Origin of the sequence: Escherichia sp. E2586 (assembly GCF_005781105.1) — a bacterium.
GTDB lineage: Bacteria > Pseudomonadota > Gammaproteobacteria > Enterobacterales > Enterobacteriaceae > Escherichia.
The window spans coordinates 230701-250449 of record NZ_VATN01000001.1 but is presented as its reverse complement, the minus strand read 5'-3'; the positions used below and the strand labels follow the sequence as shown (position 1 = coordinate 250449).

Sequence of the window (19749 nt, the reverse complement as noted above, 5' to 3'; positions counted from 1 at the left end):
ACCTTCGTTTTCAATATATTTCTGTCTGCATTTCACCCAGATTCTGGATATCCCTTCAGATATCCTTAAGGTTTTGTCCTTACATTCGGCGCTATTATCCAAAACGGGTTCTTACTATGCATTCCACTGAAGTCCAGACTAAACCCATTTTTAGCTGGAAAGCCCTGGGTTGGGCACTGCTCTACTTTTGGTTTTTCTCTACCCTGTTACAGGCCATTATTTACATCAGCGGCTACAGCGGCACCAACGGCATTCGCGACTCGCTGCTGTTCAGTTCGCTGTGGTTGATCCCGGTATTCCTCTTTCCGAAGCGGATTAAGATTATCGCAGCAGTAATCGGCGTAATGCTGTGGGCGGCGTCTCTGGCAGCGTTGTGCTACTACGTCATCTACGGTCAGGAGTTCTCGCAGAGCGTTCTGTTTGTGATGTTTGAAACCAACACCAACGAAGCCAGCGAGTATTTAAGCCAGTATTTCAGCCTGAAGATTGTGCTTATCGCGCTGGCCTATACGGCGGTGGCAATTTTGCTGTGGACGCGCCTGCGCCCGGTCTATATTCCAAAGCCGTGGCGTTATATCGTCTCTTTTGCCCTGCTTTATGGTTTGATTCTGCACCCTATCGCCATGAACACGTTTATCAAACACAAGCCGTTTGAGAAAACGTTGGATAATCTGGCATCTCGCATGGAACCTGCCGCGCCGTGGCAATTTCTGACCGGTTATTATCAGTATCGTCAACAACTTAACTCACTGACGAAGCTGCTGAATGAAAATAACGCATTACCGCCACTGGCTAATTTCAAAGACGAATCGGGTAACGAACCGCGCACCTTAGTGCTGGTGATTGGCGAATCGACCCAGCGTGGACGCATGAGCCTGTACGGCTATCCGCGTGAAACCACGCCGGAACTGGATGCGCTGCATAAAACCGATCCGAACCTGACCGTGTTCAATAACGTGGTTACGTCTCGTCCGTACACCATTGAAATCCTGCAACAGGCGCTGACCTTTGCCAACGAAAAGAACCCGGACCTGTATCTGACACAGCCGTCACTGATGAACATGATGAAACAGGCAGGTTATAAAACCTTCTGGATAACCAACCAGCAGACGATGACTGCCCGCAACACCATGCTGACGGTATTTTCGCGCCAGACCGACAAGCAGTACTACATGAACCAGCAACGTACGCAGAGTGCGCGTGAATACGACACCAACGTGCTGAAGCCGTTCCAGGAAGTGCTGAAGGACCCTGCGCCGAAGAAACTGATCATCGTTCATCTGCTGGGTACGCATATCAAATACAAATACCGTTACCCGGAAAATCAGGGCAAGTTTGATGGCAATACCGATCATGTTCCGCCGGGATTAAGCGCAGAAGAGCTGGAGTCATATAACGATTATGACAACGCTAACCTGTATAACGATCATGTGGTTGCCAGCCTGATTAAAGACTTTAAAGCAGCAGACCCGAACGGTTTCCTGGTTTACTTCTCTGACCACGGTGAAGAGGTTTACGACACGCCGCCACACAAAACTCAGGGGCGTAACGAAGATAACCCGACGCGCCATATGTACACCATTCCGTTCCTGCTGTGGACGTCAGAAAAATGGCAAGCGACTCATCCGCGTGATTTCTCGCAGGATGTTGATCGTAAATACAGCCTGGCGGAACTGATCCACACCTGGTCGGATTTGGCAGGTTTATCTTACGACGGTTACGATCCAACCCGTTCGGTGGTGAATCCGCAGTTCAAAGAAACTACCCGCTGGATTGGTAACCCGTATAAGAAAAATGCGCTGATCGATTACGACACTCTGCCGTATGGCGATCAGGTGGGTAATCAGTAATTATCAGCCAGATGCTATTTGCCGGATAAGGCGTTCACGCCGCATCCGGCAATACAAGGCGACTGAAACTGCCACAATGTTTACATCGAACTCCCATCAGGCCACACTTTTCAGGTGGCCTTTTTTTATAATGCCAGTTACTGTTTTCCCGTCTACATACCTAAGGGAATAACATGTATCACGACGTCAGCTATCTGCTCTCCCGCCTGATAAACGGCCCGCTGTCGCTGCGCCAGATTTACTTTGCCAGCAGCAACGGTCCGGTGCCCGATCTTGCGTATCAGGTCGATTTTCCACGGCTGGAAATTGTGCTGGAAGGTGAGTTTGTTGATACCGGCGCTGGAGCAACGTTAGTTCCCGGCGATGTGCTGTACGTTCCCGCTGGCGGCTGGAATTTCCCACAATGGAAAACACCCGCGACCACCTTTAGTGTGCTGTTTGGCAAACAGCAACTCGGCTTCAGCGTCGTGCAATGGGATGGCAAACAGTATCAAAATCTGGCGAAGCAGCACGTCGCCCGACGCGGCCCGCGCATTGGTTCTTTTCTGCTACAAACGCTCAATGAAATGCAAATGCAGCCACAGGAGCAGCAAACGGCAAGGCTTATCGTCGCCAGCCTGCTTAGCCACTGCCGCGATTTGCTTGGCAGCCAAATCCAGACCGCCTCACGCAGCCAGGCTCTATTCGAAGCTATTCGTGATTATATCGACGAACGCTATGCCTCCGCGCTTACCCGCGAATCTGTCGCACAGGCATTCTATATTTCGCCAAATTACCTCTCGCATCTGTTTCAAAAAACGGGGGCCATTGGTTTTAACGAATACCTGAATCACACGCGACTGGAGCACGCTAAAACGTTATTGAAAGGGTATGACCTGAAGGTAAAAGAAGTGGCGCACGCCTGCGGCTTTGTCGACAGCAACTACTTCTGCCGTCTGTTTCGTAAAAATACCGAACGCTCGCCGTCGGAATATCGTCGGCAGTACCACAGCCAACTGACAGAAAAACCAACTACTCCAGAATAAGATGGGTTTGCTGCGGCGCAGAAAGCACTTTGCGTACCGCGCTCATCACCCGCTGCGGCTCACGCAGGAACGCGTAGATACTGCATTGCACGTAGCGACAATGTTCAAATCGCTCGGCACCGGAAAGCTCAATATCCGTAATCAACAGCGCGACATCCGCCCGGCGGATATCCTCGTCCGCTAAACGATTCTCCGTTCCCAGCGCGCCCTGGGTTTCAATGCTGACGCCCCACTTCTCTATCTGACACAACTTTTCCAGCCGTTCCGCCGCCATATAAGTATGCGCCACGCCGCTCACGCAGGCGGTTACTGCCACCAGGTATGCCATTTTAACCTCCCACGGTAACCTGAAATCCGGCCCGTTCTGCCATTTCGCGCATTGTTGCCACATCGACTGACGACGGCGCAGAAACCTCTTTCATCGACCATGTTTTCCCCAGCAGGCGGTATTTCGGCTCGCCGTACTGATGAAACGGCAACAGGTGGATCTGCCTGATATTCAGCGGGATCAGCACGTCCAGCGCCTGCTGCATATTCTCCCGACTGAGTGTGAAGCCGGGGATCAGCGGCAAACGCGGGATCACGTTGACACCCTCACTCACCAGCAAACGCAGGTTCTCCAGTACGCGTGGCAGGTTCATCTTCACCACATCCCGCGCCTGAGTCGCGTCCATAATTTTTAAATCGAACAACACTTCATCGCACAATTTCGCCAGCGGTAACAACTTGCTGGCTGGCGCGTCTCCGGCAGTTTCGATGGCGCATGACACGCCCCACAGCCGCAGTCGTTGCAAAAAACGGGTAGCAAATTCCGCCTGCATCAACACTTCGCCACCAGAAAGTGTGACGCCGCCACCGGACGTGCGAAAGAAAATGTCATCTTTCATCACTTCCCGTTCCAGCGCGTCAAGGCTGATATCGCGACCAATCCGTTCAAACGCCCCGGAGGGGCATTCATCCGCATCGCGCAAACATTTCGCACAGTGCAGACATTTCGCCTCTCTGCGCACCGTCTGGATTTTGCCGGAGATCGACTCCGGATTAGCACACCACGGGCAAAGATGCGGACAGCCTTTAAAAAAGACCACCGTGCGAATGCCCTCGCCGTCATTCAGCGAATAACGCTGAATGTTGAAAATGCGCGCCACATCATCGCGGCGCGTTTCCACAACGTTACAGCTGATGCGCTGTCCGGCGGATGATGTCATCCTGGATCTCCTTCGACAGTTCGACAAAGAAGGCGCTGTATCCGGCAACGCGTACCACCAGCCCCGCATAGTCCTGCGGGCGTAATTGGGCTTCACGTAACGTGTCGGCGTTCACCACGTTAAACTGAACATGCTGCAACTTCAGCTGGGTAAATGCCCGTAAGAAGTCGGCCAGTTTGCGTAATCCCGCTTCACCTTCCAGGGTCGCCGGAGTGAATTTCACGTTCAGCAACGTCCCGTTAGAAAGCAGCGTGTTATCGAGCTTGCTGACGGACTTCAGTACCGCCGTTGGTCCTTGCCCATCCTGGCCCAGCATGGGTGACAAGCCGCCGTCTGCCAGTTGTTCTCCGGCAAAACGACCGTCTGGCGTCGCACCAACCACCGATCCCAACGGGACATGAGCAGAAACGGTATACGATCCCGGCGTGAAGTAACCACCACGCGGGTTCTGGTATTTTTCCACTTCTTTGCAGTAATGGCGTAACAGTTCGGCGCTAATGTTATCCACCTCGTCGATATCGTTACCGTATTTCTCGAAGCGATTAATTAAGCGAGCGCGGACTTTTTCGCCTTCTGGCGTTGCGAAGTTCGCTTTTAATACCGACAACAATTCGTCAAAACTTAAACGCTGTTGATCAAAAACCATCCCTTTCAACGCATGGAGAGAGTCACTCAGGTTGGCGATACCGATCCCCTGTACACCGGAGAAGTTATAACGCGCGCCGCCGTCAGTAATATCACAACCTTTTTCCAGACAATCGCTGATAAACGATGAGAGCAGCGGTACAGGTGCCCAGTCGCGATGGCCGATATCACAAATATTGCTGCCTTCAACCATCAGGGTGATGTAGTGGCTGATCTTGGCGCGGATCTGTTCCAGCAAACCGTCATAGCTCAGCGCGGCATTGCCTTCATTCTCATGCAGGCAGATTTCCATCACTTTCAGCAGGTTAAACATCGCGATGTCGTGCAGACCGTAGGTTCTGCCAGGAATAGATAATTCCACGCAGCCCACCACTGAATAATCGCGCGCATCTTCCAGCGAAACGCCACGGTTGAGGAATGCGGGCACCACCACTTCATCGTTGAAGATTTGCGGAATACCGGTGCCGAGGCGAATGGTTTCTGCGGTTTTCATCAGGAACGGCGTGTCGATCAAGGCGTTAGTGCGCACGCCCAGGTTCGGTTGCGGTAATTGCACGCTTTGATAGGCATCGAGGCAAAGGAACGAAAGTACGTTCACTGCGCTACGTCCGTTCTCGGTTAACCCGCCGAGCAGTGCGGTATACCCGGTTGGGAAACCTGCGAAATAACGCGCGCTGCTGGTAGAACGTAACAGTACGATGTCGTTGCATTTCACCCATAAAGATTCGAGCAGTTCTTTCAGGAACGCCGGATCTTCGCCCTGGGTTAATGATGTCTGATAGAACGGCAACATATACTGGTCGAAGCGCCCCAGCGACAGCGAACTAGCGTTGGATTCGTATTGCAGGATGATGTTCATGTACCAGAACAACTGGCACGCCTGCCAGAACGTCTGCGGCTTATGTTCGGCATTATGGCGGGAGATCTCCGCAATAGTCAGCAGTTCTTCGCGACGCTGGGCATCTGTGCAGTTTGCCGCCATCGTTTCCGCCAGTTCGGCGTAACGCAAAATGTGTTTCTGCGAGGCTTCGAGCAGTAACAGCGCAGCCTGATAAAAGTGATTCTCCGGCTGTTGCTGGCAATGTTGCTGCATCTGCGCCACCAGCTCACCCAGCCCGTGATTCAGCAGGCGCGGGTAATCAATAATAATGTGTCCCTGGCCTTTATCCGTCTGGTTGATGCTAAAAATCTGCGTGCTGGTCGCGGCTTTTACTTCATCCGTCATCTGCCCGTTGATGAAATCTTTCATCGAACGTTTTTCCCAGTACGGGAACAACTCTTCGCGGTAGATACGTTTATCTTCTTCGCTAATGGCGAAGCGGTCTTGCGGGCGCGTCGGGAACTGATCCAACTCTTTCAGCAACCAGTAAGGGTCCATTTCCGGCGACATAATCCCGGCGCGCGGTTTTACGGTGCGGTTACCGGCAATCAGTTCTTCATCACGAATCGAAATTTCAACATGTTCAAGGATATACGCTGTTGCTCTCGCCCGACGCAATATCACCGGCTCGCCTTCAGTTTGCCGATGACTGGCAGTGTAAAGCAGCGCACGCTCCAGCGAGATTTCACGGGTATTGGAAAACAATGCAGTTTTAAGGCGAGAGATACGATTCGTCATGAGGAACTCCTGTAGGGAAAAACAAGCCCGCCGTTTCAGGCGGGCTAAAAACTCAAGCAGTCTGTGCCAGATGGGCTTCGATTTTGTTCATGATGGCGTCAGCACGTTTTACCGCATCGCTGATGTTGACGCGCACGATGGTCTTGCCAGCAAAACGCTCTTCAAACTTGATGCCGATATCTTTGGTCAGAATCACCATATCGGCGCTCGCCACGTCTTCCGCAGTCAGTTCGTTTTCCAGACCAATCGACCCCTGGGTTTCTACTTTCACTTCCCAGCCTTTCGCTTTCGCGGCACTTTCCAGCGCCTCTGCCGCCATATAGGTATGGGCAACACCTGAAGGACATGCGGTTACTGCAATAATTTTCGTCATGGCTCGTTCCTCAATTAATTAATTTCAAAATCCAGATCCAGGTCGTCTTCCTTCTCATCAGTCGAAGACCCATTTTTACGCGCCAGACTTTTCAGCACGTTACCGCAGATAGCCGTTGCTACAGCCCCAACAGCCACTGCCGCGATGTAACCCAACTTGCCTTCAACCACCGGCAGCACAATCAGACCACCCCAGCCTGCATAGCACTGCGCACCTACCATTGCTGCGGTCACCGTGCCACAGACAGTCCCTACCATAATGGAAGGAATGACACGCAACGGATCGGCGGCAGCGAAAGGAATCGCCCCTTCGGTGACGCCAACACAGCCCATTACCAGCGCCGCTTTACCGGTTTCGCGCTCTTCTGCGGAGAAATTTTTACGACCAATCAGCGTTGCCAGCCCCATGCCCAGCGGCGGAACACAGATCCCCACGGCAGCAATTGCCACCACGGTATAAACACCCTGAGCGACGCAAATCAGCATAAACGCATAGGCCACTTTGTTAACCGGGCCGCCCATATCGAACGCCAGCATCAGCCCCATAATCACCGCCAGCATCACCACGCTGCCTTGCTGCATACCCTGAAGCCACTGAGTCAGGCTGTTAGTCAACGCGCCTACCGGCTCGCCCAGCCCCCACATCATGACGCCAGCGGTAATTAAGGTACCGACGATCGGAATAATGAAGATAGGCATCACCGAGCGCAGAACTTTATGCACCGGGATTTTCTTCAGGTAATGCACCACAATGCCGCCGATGATCCCGGCGATCAGCGCACCAAAGAAGCCCGCACCAAAGCTGTTACCAACCCAGGCACCGATAGCACACGGGGCCAGCGCAGAACGTTCTGCAATGGAATAACCGATGTAAGCGGCGAGGAAAGGCACCATCAGCGTCAAACCTGCAACGCCGATATCAAACAGTTTTTTCAGATTCGGATCGGCTACGGCATCCGGCACTGCGCCTTTGCCATACAACATGACGGAAACCGCCAGCAAAATACCGCCCGATACCACGAAGGGAATCATGTGTGAAACGCCCGTCATTAAGTGCTGACGAGTGTTTTTCAGGATCTGTACCAACTCATTCATAAGTCGCTCCCAGGCTTACCCAAGCCTATGTCCATATTTTTTGATGGGAGAAACAATAGGCAATCGCAAGCAGGTCAAACAGTGGATAAAAAGGCCATTTACTGGACTTTTGTAATGTCAGTACAAAAATGCGATCCGCCTCATAACTTGCGTTAACTCGGAATCATGCCGGAATGGCGCGTCTTGTGAGACGCGTCGCAAATTGGCGGTTACATTACATTTGTCCAGCTTTTGGCAGATTTGTCACATGGCAGGCCGTTGCCATGCGCTCTTATCCTGTAAACAGAAAACCGTACCGGGAGAGAGGCAATGGCCCTGATTGTGGAATTTATTTGTGAGCTGCCTAACGGCGTACATGCGCGTCCGGCAAGCCACGTTGAAACGCTGTGTAATACTTTTTCATCTCAAATTGAGTGGCATAACCTGCGTACTGACCGTAAAGGCAACGCCAAAAGCGCCCTGGCGCTGATTGGCACCGATACACTGGTGGGCGATAACTGCCAGTTACTGATTTCCGGGGCTGACGAACAAGCAGCACACCAGCGCTTGAGCCAGTGGTTACGTGATGAATTCCCCCACTGTGATGCGCCGCTGGCAGAAGTTAAATCTGACGAGCTGGAGCCGCTGCCGGTTTCACTCACTAATTTGAATCCGCGCATTATTCGCGCCCGCACCGTATGTAGCGGTAGCGCAGGCGGCACGCTGACGCCAATTTCATCGTTAGATCTCAACGCACTGGGTAATCTTCCCGCCGCCAAAGGTGTGGACGCTGAGCAATCCGCGCTGGAAAACGGCCTGACGCTGGTGATGAAAAACATTGAGTTTCGTCTGCTGGATAGCGACGGTGCTACCAGCGCGATTCTGGAAGCGCACCGCTCGCTGGCTGGCGACACGTCCCTGCGCGAACATTTACTGGCAGGCGTTAGCGCCGGATTAAGTTGCGCCGAAGCAATTGTCGCCAGCGCGAATCACTTTTGCGAAGAGTTCGCCCGTTCCAGCAGTAGCTACCTGCAAGAGCGTGCGCTGGATGTGCGCGACGTGTGCTTCCAGTTACTCCAGCAAATCTACGGTGAACAACGCTTTCCGGCGCCAGGTAAACTGACACATCCCGCTATTTGTATGGCGGATGAACTGACCCCCAGCCAGTTCCTCGAACTGGATAAAAATCACCTCAAAGGATTGTTGCTCAAAAGCGGCGGCACCACCTCACACACGGTAATTCTTGCTCGTTCGTTCAACATTCCGACGCTGGTTGGTGTGGATATCGATGCCCTTACCCCGTGGCAGCAACAAACGATTTATATCGACGGCAACGCCGGGGCAATTGTGGTTGAGCCAGGGGAAGCCGTAGTCCGTTATTATCAGCAAGAAGCCCGCGTACAGGACGCTCTGCGTGAGCAACAGCGTGTCTGGCTGACCCAGCAAGCGCGTACCGCTGACGGTATCCGTATCGAAGTCGCGGCGAACATCGCCCACTCCGTGGAAGCGCAGGCCGCATTCGGCAATGGTGCGGAAGGCGTTGGTTTGTTCCGCACTGAAATGCTCTATATGGATCGCACCAGTGCTCCGGGCGAAAGCGAGCTGTACAACATTTTTTGTCAGGCGCTGGAGTCCGCCAACGGGCGCAGCATTATTGTGCGCACTATGGATATTGGCGGTGACAAACCCGTTGATTATCTGAACATTCCGGCAGAAGCTAACCCGTTCCTCGGTTATCGCGCGGTGCGTATTTATGAAGAATACGCCTCGCTGTTCACCACACAACTACGCTCGATCCTGCGCGCCTCTGCTCACGGCAGCCTGAAAATCATGATCCCGATGATCTCCTCAATGGAAGAGATCTTATGGGTGAAAGAAAAACTGGCAGAAGCCAAACAGCAACTGCGTAACGAACACATTCCGTTTGATGAGAAGATCCAGCTCGGCATTATGCTGGAAGTGCCATCGGTGATGTTCATCATCGATCAATGCTGCGAAGAGATTGATTTCTTTAGTATCGGCAGTAATGACCTGACGCAGTATCTGCTGGCGGTGGATCGCGATAACGCTAAGGTTACTCGTCACTACAACAGCCTGAATCCGGCATTCTTGCGGGCGCTCGATTACGCCGTGCAGGCGGTGCATCGCCAGGGGAAATGGATTGGTCTGTGCGGAGAACTGGGGGCGAAAGGTTCCGTGCTGCCGTTGCTGATTGGTTTAGGTCTGGATGAACTCAGCATGAGCGCACCGTCAATTCCGGCAGCGAAAGCGCGAATGGCACAGCTTGATAGCCGCGAATGCCGCCAGTTGCTCAACCAGGCAATGGCCTGCCGGACTTCGCTGGAAGTGGAACACCTGCTGGCGCAATTCCGTATGACGCAACAGGACGCACCGCTGGTCACCGCCGAATGCATCACGCTGGAAAGCGACTGGCGCAACAAAGAAGAAGTGCTCAAAGGCATGACCGATAACCTGCTGCTGGCGGGCCGCTGCCGCTATCCGCGTAAACTGGAAGCCGACTTGTGGGCGCGCGAGGCCGTTTTCTCTACCGGTCTGGGCTTTAGTTTCGCCATTCCACACAGCAAATCAGAACACATTGAGCAATCCACCATCAGCGTAGCGCGTCTGCAAGCGCCGGTGCGCTGGGGCGATGATGAAGCGCAATTCATCATTATGTTAACCCTGAACAAACACGCCGCGGGCGATCAGCATATGCGCATTTTCTCGCGTCTCGCTCGTCGCATCATGCACGAAGAATTCCGTAACGCGCTGGTTAACGCCGCCTCTGCCGACGCTATCGCCAGCCTGCTGCAACATGAACTGGAACTGTAAAAGGAAACATCATGGAACTGTATCTGGACACCGCTAACGTCGCAGAAGTCGAACGTCTGGCACGCATATTCCCGATTGCCGGGGTGACAACTAACCCGAGCATTATCGCTGCCAGCAAGGAGTCCATCTGGGAAGTGCTGCCGCGTCTGCAAAAAGCGATTGGTGATGAAGGCATTCTGTTTGCTCAGACCATGAGCCGCGACGCGCAGGGGATGGTGGAGGAAGCGAAGCGCCTGCGCGACGTTATTCCGGGCATTGTGGTGAAAATTCCGGTAACCTCAGAAGGTCTGGCAGCAATTAAATTGTTGAAAAAAGAAGGTATTACTACACTTGGCACCGCAGTGTACAGCGCCGCGCAAGGATTGCTGGCCGCGCTGGCAGGGGCAAAATACGTTGCTCCCTATGTAAATCGCGTGGACGCTCAGGGCGGAGACGGCATTCGTACCGTCCAGGAGCTGCAAGCGTTACTGGAAATGCACGCGCCAGAAAGCATGGTGCTGGCTGCCAGCTTTAAAACACCACGTCAGGCGCTGGATTGTTTGTTGGCAGGATGTGAATCCATCACACTGCCCTTAGATGTAGCGCAACAAATGCTCAACACCCCTGCGGTAGAGTCGGCTATAGAGAAGTTCGAGCACGACTGGAATGCCGCATTTGGCACTACTCATCTCTAAAGGAGCAATTATGGACCGCATTATTCAATCACCGGGTAAATACATCCAGGGCGCTGATGTCATTAATCGCCTGGGCGAATACCTGAAGCCGCTGGCAGAACGTTGGTTGGTTGTTGGCGATAAATTTGTATTAGGTTTTGCTCAGGCAACCGTCGAGCAAAGCTTTAAAGATGCCGGGCTGGTTGTTGAAATCGCCCCCTTTGGCGGTGAATGTTCGCAAAATGAGATCGATCGTCTGCGCGGCATTGCCGAAACGGCACAGTGTGGCGCGATTCTCGGTATTGGCGGCGGTAAAACCCTTGATACCGCCAAAGCACTGGCGCATTTCATGGGTGTTCCGGTAGCAATCGCACCGACCATCGCTTCTACCGACGCGCCGTGCAGTGCGTTGTCTGTTATTTACACCGATGATGGTGAATTTGACCGCTATCTGCTGCTGCCAAATAACCCGAATATGGTCATTGTCGATACTAAAATCGTCGCGGGCGCACCTGCGCGTCTGTTAGCAGCGGGTATTGGTGATGCGCTGGCGACCTGGTTTGAAGCGCGTGCATGCTCTCGTAGCGGCGCGACCACCATGGCGGGCGGTAAGTGTACTCAGGCGGCGCTGGCGCTGGCTGAACTGTGCTACAACACCCTGCTGGAAGAAGGCGAAAAAGCGATGCTTGCCGCCGAACAGCATGTAGTGACTCCGGCGCTGGAGCGCGTGATTGAAGCGAACACCTATTTGAGCGGCGTTGGTTTTGAAAGCGGTGGTTTGGCGGCGGCTCACGCGGTGCATAACGGCCTGACCGCTATCCCAGATGCGCATCACTATTATCACGGTGAAAAAGTGGCATTCGGTACGCTGACGCAGCTGGTTCTGGAAAACGCGCCGGTTGAGGAAATCGAAACCGTAGCCGCACTTAGCCATGCGGTAGGTTTGCCAATAACTCTCGCTCAACTGGATATTAAAGAAGATGTCCCGGCGAAAATGCGAATTGTGGCAGAAGCAGCATGTGCAGAAGGTGAAACCATTCACAACATGCCTGGCGGCGCGACGCCAGATCAGGTTTACGCCGCACTGCTGGTAGCCGACCAGTACGGTCAGCGTTTCCTGCAAGAGTGGGAATAACCTTGTCAAACTCCCGGCTTGTCCGGGAGTTTGAACGCAAAATAGCCTGATGCGCTACGCTTATGCGGCCTACCTAATCTCTGCAATATATTGAATTTGCGTGTTTTTGTAGGCCAAATAAGGCGTTCACGTCGCATCCGGCACTCTGTGCCAGTAATCTGAAACTCCCACGTTGATTGGGAGTTTTTTTATCCGCTTCTGGACATTTTCTCCACAGAACAATCGTTAGCCCGGAAGGTCGAATCTGTGACTCTTATTTTCACGGATGAAACAGATGAAAGCTTCACTGGCGCTGGTCAGCCTGCTAACGGCATTTACCAGCCCCCCCTTAAAATCTCCCGCCGTTCCACCAGCCGTGGTACAAATCCAGGCCAACACCAATCTTGCCATCGCGGACGGTGCCAGACAGCAAATTGGCAGCACGCTATTTTACGATCCGGCGTATGTGCAGCTTACCTATCCTGGCGGTGATGTCCCGCAAGAACGCGGCGTATGTTCCGATGTGGTGATCCGCGCCTTGCGCAGCCAGAAGGTCGATTTGCAGAAACTGGTTCACGAAGATATGGCGAAGAATTTTGCCGATTATCCGCAAAAGTGGAAGTTAAAGCGCCCGGACAGCAACATCGATCACCGTCGAGTGCCTAATCTGGAAACCTGGTTTACCCGCCACGATAAAACGCGCCCCACCAGCAACAACGCCAGTGACTACCAGGCGGGCGATATTGTCTCCTGGCGACTGGACAACGGGCTGGCACATATTGGGGTGGTTTCAGATGGCTTCGCCCGCGACGGTACGCCGCTGGTGATACATAACATTGGCGCGGGCGCGCAGGAAGAAGATGTGCTGTTTAGCTGGCGGATTGTGGGGCATTATCGCTATTTTGTTAAATAAGAGCTCGCCCCACATGAAGAAAAAATTCAGATCCTTTTTACACTGACGGCTTCTTTTTTCTTACGGCTCACCAGCGCCAGCGCCAGCACAATCAGCACAATACCGCTACCTTCAACCGCACCAGGATTTTCACCGAGCAGCCACCAGGAAAAGAGTACGCCGCAAACGGGAACGGCCAGTGTGCTTAAGCTGGCAATACTGGCAGGCAAGTTTTTCAATACAAACAACCATAAGCTCCACGCCAGCGCCGTCGCCAGAATCGCACTGTAGGCCAGCGCCCAGAACACGGTGGGCTGCCAGTCAATTTCACGTTGCGGCACCAGCCAGGCGACCACGCTCATCACCAGCGCCGCATACAGCATCTGCCAGGATGTTAACGACAATAGATCCACGCGCGGATGACGGGCGTAAAGGCGTTTAGCGACAATGGCACTCGCCCCCCAACTGACGCCGGAGAGGATCGCCAGCATGGCGCTTTTCATCGAAGAGAAATCGAGTTGCCACGGCTGCAACACCAAAAATAAACCGAAAGCGGCAATCAGAATCGCGAAATATTGCCCACGTCGCAGGCGTTCACCGAGAAACAACGCGGCGAAAATCACCACCCAGAACGGCATGGTATAGCTCAGGATCGCCACTTTCCCCGCTCCGCCGCTGACCAGCGCCCACTGCGCCAGACCAACCATCCCGCAGGTTTGTAACAGGGCAATGGCTAAGGTGTATTTAAACGGCGTCGGGCGCATTCCGCGACCACGTAACAAAAGAACGATGAATAAAACGAGAGCGCCGAAAATGCAGCGTAAGGCGGTGAAGTCGAAGGCACCGATGTAGCTGGTGACTTGCTTCATGAAAATCCAGCTATAACTCCAGATAAGTGTGAGCGCAACCAGGCCACTGATTGCCAGTGGGTTGCTCTTTCCTGCGGCAGACATGAGAGATCCAGTGTGTAGTTTTCCTGTAGACACTATACGCCGGTAAAGAAACTTCAGCGACTGCCTGAAAGGCAGTCGCTGAAGAAGGTCAGATTACAGCAGGTCGAAACGGTCGAGGTTCATCACTTTCACCCATGCTGCCACGAAGTCTTTAACAAATTTCTCGTGGGCATCGCTGCTGGCGTAAACTTCTGCCAGTGCACGCAGAACGGAGTTAGAACCAAATACCAGGTCCGCACGGCTGGCGGTGTATTTCACTTCACCCGTTTCACGATCACGGCCTTCGAACAGCTCTTTCGATTCGTCGGTCGCTTTCCACTCGTAGCGCATATCCAGCAAGTTCACAAAGAAGTCATTGCTCAATACGCCCACACGGTCAGTGAAGACACCGTTTTTGCTGCCATCGAAGTTGGCGCCCAGCACACGCATCCCGCCCACCAGCACAGTCATTTCTGGTGCAGTCAGCGTCAGTTGCTGCGCTTTATCGATCAGCAGTGATTCAGTGGTAGCCTCGCCCGACGCAGCGCGATAGTTACGGAAACCATCAGCAACAGGTTTGAGCAGCTCGAACATCTCGATATCCGTCTGATCCTGACGTGCATCTACGCGACCTGGTGTGAACGGAACACTGATGCTGATACCCGCAGCACTCGCCGCTTTTTCGACACCAACAACACCGGCGAGAACAATAATGTCAGCGAGTGAAGCCGTGTGTGAGGATTTATAGATCCCCTCCAGCACCGGCAATGCGCGTGCTGCTGCGGCATTAACCTCCCAGTCGCGCTGCGGAGCTAATGCCAGACGCGCACCGTTGGCACCGCCACGTTTATCCCCACCGCGGAAGGTGGAGGCAGAAGCCCAGGCAACAGAAACCAGCTCGCTCACAGAGAGACCAGACTCAGCAATCGCCGTCTTCAGGTTAAGGATATCTTCCTCGCTCGGGTTGAAGAACGCATGTGGCAGCGGATCTTGCCAGATCAGATCTTCTTTCGGCACTTCCGGTCCGATGTAACGAGATTTCGGCCCCATATCCCTGTGCGTCAGTTTGAACCACGCACGGGCAAAGGCTTCGTTGAACGCTTGCGGATCATCGAGGAAGCGACGTGAAATCTTCTCAAACTCTGGATCAAAACGCAGCGTCAGGTCAGTGACCAGCATCGTCGGCTTACGTTTCTTCGACGGATCGAACGGATCCGGGATAATTTCCGGTGCATCTACGGCTTCAAACTGGATGGCGCCTGCCGGGCTACGAGTCTGTACCCACTCATATTTGAACAGGTTTTCGAAGAAATAGTTGCTCCACTGGGTCGGCGTTTGCGTCCAGACGACTTCCAGACCTGACGTAATGGCATCAGCACCGACACCGGAACCAAAATCACTTTTCCAGCCTAAGCCCTGGTTTTCGATCGGGGCCGCTTCTGGATCAGGACCTACGTGCGTTGCCGGGCCTGCGCCGTGAGTTTTACCTAACGTATGACCACCCGCGATCAGCGCAACGGTTTCTTCGTCGTTCATCCCCATATTGCCAAATGTCGCGCGAATAGCTGCAGCCGCAGAAAGCGGTTCGCCACTGGCATTTGGTCCTTCCGGGTTAACGTAAATCAGCCCCATTTCGGTTGCTGCTAATGGGCGTTTTGCCAGTTCTTCCGGGTTACGGTGGGCAAGCCAGGTTTTTTCATCACCCCAGTTAACATCCAGATCCGGTTCCCAGACGTCTTCACGACCGGCACCAAAACCGAAGGTACGGAAACCGGAGTTTTCCAGCGCCACGTTACCCGCGAGGATAAACAGGTCGGCCCAGGAGATTTTCTGACCATATTTTTGTTTGATTGGCCACAACAGACGACGCGCTTTATCCAGGCTGACGTTATCCGGCCAGGAGTTGAGCGGTGCAAAACGTTGCTGACCACGACCCGCGCCGCCGCGACCATCGATTGAACGGTAAGTCCCCGCGCCGTGCCAGGCCATACGAATAAACAGACCAGCGTAGCTGCCCCAGTCTGCTGGCCACCACGGTTGAGACTCTGTCAGCAGATCTTTCAGATCTTTTTTCAGGCCGTAGTAATCTAGCTTGCTAAATTCTTTGCGGTAGTCGAAGTCCTCACCCAGTGGGTTAGAACGGTTAGAATGTTGGTTTAACAGGTCAACACGGAGTTGTTTTGGCCACCAGTCATGAGTGGTTGTTCCCGCACCGGCGCTCTGGTCATGACCGCCATGATGGAACGGGCATTTTCCGGCTGCTGTTGTGTTATGGATATCGTCTGACGTGCTCATCAATATACTCCCTCTACAGTGTTACCCTTACGATACACAGCGTTAGAGAGAAGTTATAATTGAATTAATCCACGGATGCGATAGTTGGGATCTTACATATCATTAGTTAAAGAGATGTAGATCAAATTGATCTTAAATAAGCCTTTTTGATTATGTCCGATTACGGACAAATACCTTATAAAAAAGGGTTTTATCCCTGTTTTCTCTCTGTTCTTTTAAGGAATGAAGGAGAAAAAGCGAGTCAATAGTTTTACTTGTCTGCCCCCTCGCTTCGAGGAGGCATTTTGTGCTTTGTTTTAATTTTGTGATCACCGTGTGATTTTTACAGAAACCAAAGCACTTATAAACCAGGTCGAACACCCAGCGTATGGCAAATCGCGTAACTCATTTCAGCGCGGTTAAGCGTATAGAAGTGGAAATCTTTCACTCCTTCACGGCTTAAAATCTTCACCATATCCATCGCAATATTCGCGCCCACCAGCTTGCGGGTTTCGGCGTCGTCATCCAGACCATCAAACATTTGCGCCATCCACGCCGGAATGCGTACGTTGGTCATGTCAGCAAATTTCTTCGCCTGTTTAAAGTTAGAGACGGGCAAAATGCCAGGAATAATTTCCACATCGATACCCGCCGAAACGCAGCGATCACGAAAACGCAGGTAGCTTTCGACATCAAAGAAGAATTGGGTAATCGCGCGATTGGCGCCGGCGTCCACTTTGCGTTTCAGGTTAAGCAAATCCGCCTGGGCGCTTTTCGCTTCCGGATGCACTTCCGGATACGCCGCCACGGAGATATCGAAATCCGCGACGTCTTTTAACAACGTCACCAGGTCAGAGGCATACATTTCCGGCTTACCGCTTCCCGGCGGCAGGTCGCCACGCAGCGCCACGATATGGCGAATACCGTTATTCCAATAGTCGCGGGCGATGGTCCGCAGCTCGGCAGGCGTCGCATCAATGCAGGTAAGATGCGGCGCAGCTTCCAGACCCGTACGGTCTTTAATGCCTTTAATAATACTGTGCGTGCGGTCGCGCTCGCCGGAGTTTGCGCCATAGGTCACTGAAACAAATTTCGGTTTCAGGCTGCTAAGACGATCGATGGAGTTCCACAGGGTCTGCTCCATTTCACTGGTACGCGGCGGGAAAAATTCGAACGAAACATTAATCTGCCCCTGGACTTCGGCCAGGCTCTGATTCAGGGCATCCCGCTGGCTGGCGTGAAAAAAGCTCATACCTTACCTCATCAATCGCTTGTAGTTATATGTTGTGTTGTGAACATCTATCCATTTAGACGTCCAGATGTAAAGATGAAGGAAAAGCCGAGGGGCGTCAACCGAAAAATGCCCCATGATGGTGAGGAAAAATCAGGGAAGATGAATTTTCTTCATTTGAATGTGGGAGTAAATGGGTTCTCTCACATTATCGCGCGCGAAGTAATGAATAAACGGATAAACCATCGGCTTCAAATTTATTTAAATAAGAGTTAATTAATATGCTCGTCTGTGTTAGCTGGACACTTATTTAAATAAAACAAATAGATACCATAATTTGCATTCAATACTGCATGTTTATTATTTGAACTACTTCAAACTATTAACAATTTCTCCAAAATTATGTTGCAGAGCAATTATGCATCCCCCACGATAAGTAGAACGTTCTACTAGAACGTTCTACTTATACAAAAAAAGACTAATTCGCGCAGATTTATGCGCTATTCGGGGGAAATCAGCATGAATCTGATGTCGAGTTTCGTGAAGTCACTTTCTAAATTGTCGATGATTGGTCGCGCCCTAATGCTGCCAATTTCGCTTCTGCCTGCCGCTGGGCTGTTACTGGCGTTCGGAGATAAATTCCATTTGCCGTTGATGATGAATGCAGGCGGCATTATTTTTGATAACTTGCCGATGCTTTTTGCTATCGGTTCCGCCGTAGGGCTGGCTTCTGAATCAGGAATTGCGGCGTTATCCGCAGCCGTTTCCGTTTTTGTCACCAATATCACCATCAGCACCGTACTTAGCATCACGCCAGAAATGGCCGGGCAAGGCGGCAAATACGCGATGGTGGTGGGTATCCCCACATTGCAAATGGGCGTTTTTGGCGGCCTGATATGTGGGATCCTGGCGGCGTGGTGTTACAACCGTTTTCATACCATGCAATTGCCAGAATTCCTTGGTTTTTTCTCCGGGAAACGCTTTGTCGCTATCGCGACGGCTTTTCTCTCCTTCATTCTTGGCCTGTTACTGCCCTATGTCTGGCAACACATTCAGTCAGGAATCGATGCATTATCGGTTATCGTTAATGGTAACAACCAGGCGGCATCGACCTTTATTTTTGGTGTAACTGAACGGGCGCTCATTCCGCTTGGCTTGCACCACATCTGGTATCCGTCGTTTTGGTATTCTTTTGGGGATTACACTACCCATGCCGGGCAAATGATTCACGGCGATCAGACGATTTGGTTCAAGATGTTGGAAGAAGGGGTGAAATCATTTAGCAGCGACAGTTATCATGACGCCGGTAAATTTATGCAAGGCGAATTCCCCCTGATGCTGTTTGCCCTGCCTGCGGCGTGCCTGGCGATGTACCATGAAGCGCACACAAAGAATAAGAAAATTGCCGCCGGTATTCTGTTCTCTGCCGCATTAACCTGTTTTCTGACCGGTATTACAGAACCCGTTGAATTTACATTTATCTTTGTCGCCCCTGTGCTGTATATCTTCAATGCCATCATGGCAGGCCTTTCCTATATGGCGATGTATCTGCTACATGCACATATTGCCAAATCCTTCTCTGCAGGGCTTATTGACTATATTTCGTTTGGCATCCTGCCATCCTTTAACGGCTATGAAACCAACTTCCTGAGCGCCATTATCGTCGGCGTGCCAATGGCGGTGATCTACTACTTCACCTTCCGCTTTGTTATTCGTCGTTTTGATGTGAAAACGCCTGGTCGTACTGAAACTACGGTTAGCGCTAATGATAAAACCGATGACGAGCTGGCAACAGAAATCATCACGCTGCTTGGCGGTCAGCAAAACATTAAATCGGTAGGCTCCTGCATCACGCGTTTACGTCTGGAAGTCTCTGATAAAGAAGCGGTGGATCAGGATGGTCTAAATAATATTGGCGCCCGTGGCGTGGTTTATGTTGGCGATAACGGCATTCAGGTCATTTTTGGCGCGCGAGCGCAATTTATCGCGCAAACCATGTCGACGATGATCGGTAAATAGCCTTAAGATT

15 protein-coding genes are annotated in these 19749 nt (G+C 52.3%); 7 read left to right on the top strand and 8 right to left on the bottom strand.

Features of this window, described 5'->3' with window-relative positions; genetic code table 11:
* The first annotated feature begins 116 nt into the window (after positions 1–116).
* Together FEK50_RS01220 and FEK50_RS01215 are read left to right on the top strand one after the other, a co-directional pair.
* On the top strand, positions 117–1850 hold the full coding sequence (locus FEK50_RS01220; RefSeq protein ID WP_130259305.1) for a phosphoethanolamine transferase CptA: 1734 nt from the start codon (positions 117–119) through the stop codon (positions 1848–1850).
* A gap of 173 nt (positions 1851–2023) precedes the next feature.
* Positions 2024–2875, top strand: coding sequence for an AraC family transcriptional regulator (locus FEK50_RS01215; RefSeq protein ID WP_130258326.1), 852 nt, complete (start codon positions 2024–2026; stop codon positions 2873–2875).
* On the opposite strand, the gene FEK50_RS01210 is transcribed toward FEK50_RS01215, so the two are convergent.
* From FEK50_RS01210 to FEK50_RS01190, 5 genes are read right to left on the bottom strand one after another with little or no spacing between them, the layout of a single operon-like run.
* Positions 2862–3203, bottom strand: coding sequence for a PTS fructose-like transporter subunit IIB (locus FEK50_RS01210; protein WP_130206560.1), 342 nt, complete (start codon positions 3201–3203; stop codon positions 2862–2864). The two genes, FEK50_RS01215 and FEK50_RS01210, sit on opposite strands and share 14 nt — an antisense overlap.
* Before the next feature lies 1 nt (position 3204).
* On the bottom strand, positions 3205–4083 hold the full coding sequence (locus FEK50_RS01205; RefSeq protein WP_131161581.1) for a [formate-C-acetyltransferase]-activating enzyme: 879 nt from the start codon (positions 4081–4083) through the stop codon (positions 3205–3207).
* On the bottom strand, positions 4049–6346 hold the full coding sequence (locus FEK50_RS01200; RefSeq protein ID WP_131161580.1) for a formate C-acetyltransferase: 2298 nt from the start codon (positions 6344–6346) through the stop codon (positions 4049–4051). Before FEK50_RS01200 ends, FEK50_RS01205 begins: the two co-directional genes overlap by 35 nt.
* Before the next feature lie 52 nt (positions 6347–6398).
* Positions 6399–6719, bottom strand: a complete 321-nt coding sequence (locus tag FEK50_RS01195) for a PTS fructose-like transporter subunit IIB (RefSeq protein ID WP_130206566.1) — start codon at positions 6717–6719, stop codon at positions 6399–6401.
* A 14-nt stretch (positions 6720–6733) separates the two neighbouring features.
* Complete coding sequence (locus FEK50_RS01190) at positions 6734–7813, bottom strand: PTS fructose transporter subunit EIIC (RefSeq protein ID WP_131161579.1); 1080 nt, start codon at positions 7811–7813, stop codon at positions 6734–6736.
* A 309-nt stretch (positions 7814–8122) separates the two neighbouring features.
* On the opposite strand from FEK50_RS01190, the gene ptsP reads away from it, so the two are divergent.
* From ptsP to FEK50_RS01170, 4 genes are all read left to right on the top strand, one after another.
* Positions 8123–10624, top strand: a complete 2502-nt coding sequence (ptsP, locus tag FEK50_RS01185; protein ID WP_131161578.1) for a phosphoenolpyruvate--protein phosphotransferase — start codon at positions 8123–8125, stop codon at positions 10622–10624.
* A gap of 11 nt (positions 10625–10635) precedes the next feature.
* On the top strand, positions 10636–11298 hold the full coding sequence (gene fsa / locus FEK50_RS01180) for a fructose-6-phosphate aldolase (RefSeq protein WP_130206572.1): 663 nt from the start codon (positions 10636–10638) through the stop codon (positions 11296–11298).
* Positions 11299–11308: 10 nt separating this feature from the next.
* Positions 11309–12412, top strand: a complete 1104-nt coding sequence (gldA, locus tag FEK50_RS01175) for a bifunctional L-1,2-propanediol dehydrogenase/glycerol dehydrogenase (protein WP_130206574.1) — start codon at positions 11309–11311, stop codon at positions 12410–12412.
* 274 nt (positions 12413–12686) lie between these two features.
* Entirely contained in the window at positions 12687–13304 is a 618-nt protein-coding gene (locus FEK50_RS01170; protein WP_131161577.1) for a DUF1287 domain-containing protein, read from the top strand.
* A gap of 26 nt (positions 13305–13330) precedes the next feature.
* On the opposite strand, the gene yijE is transcribed toward FEK50_RS01170, so the two are convergent.
* From yijE to metF, 3 genes are all read right to left on the bottom strand, one after another.
* The gene (gene yijE / locus FEK50_RS01165) at positions 13331–14236 is read right to left on the bottom strand and encodes a cystine transporter YijE (protein WP_130206576.1); all 906 of its coding nucleotides are present in this window, start codon (positions 14234–14236) and stop codon (positions 13331–13333) included.
* 93 nt (positions 14237–14329) lie between these two features.
* A complete protein-coding gene (katG, locus tag FEK50_RS01160; RefSeq protein ID WP_130222342.1) occupies positions 14330–16510 on the bottom strand; it encodes a catalase/peroxidase HPI in 2181 nt (726 codons plus the stop codon).
* Between the two features lie 340 nt (positions 16511–16850).
* Positions 16851–17741, bottom strand: a complete 891-nt coding sequence (gene metF, locus FEK50_RS01155; RefSeq protein WP_130258331.1) for a methylenetetrahydrofolate reductase — start codon at positions 17739–17741, stop codon at positions 16851–16853.
* Positions 17742–18239: 498 nt separating this feature from the next.
* On the opposite strand from metF, the gene FEK50_RS01150 reads away from it, so the two are divergent.
* Entirely contained in the window at positions 18240–19739 is a 1500-nt protein-coding gene (locus tag FEK50_RS01150; RefSeq protein WP_131161576.1) for a PTS transporter subunit EIIC, read from the top strand.
* Positions 19740–19749: the final 10 nt, after the last annotated feature.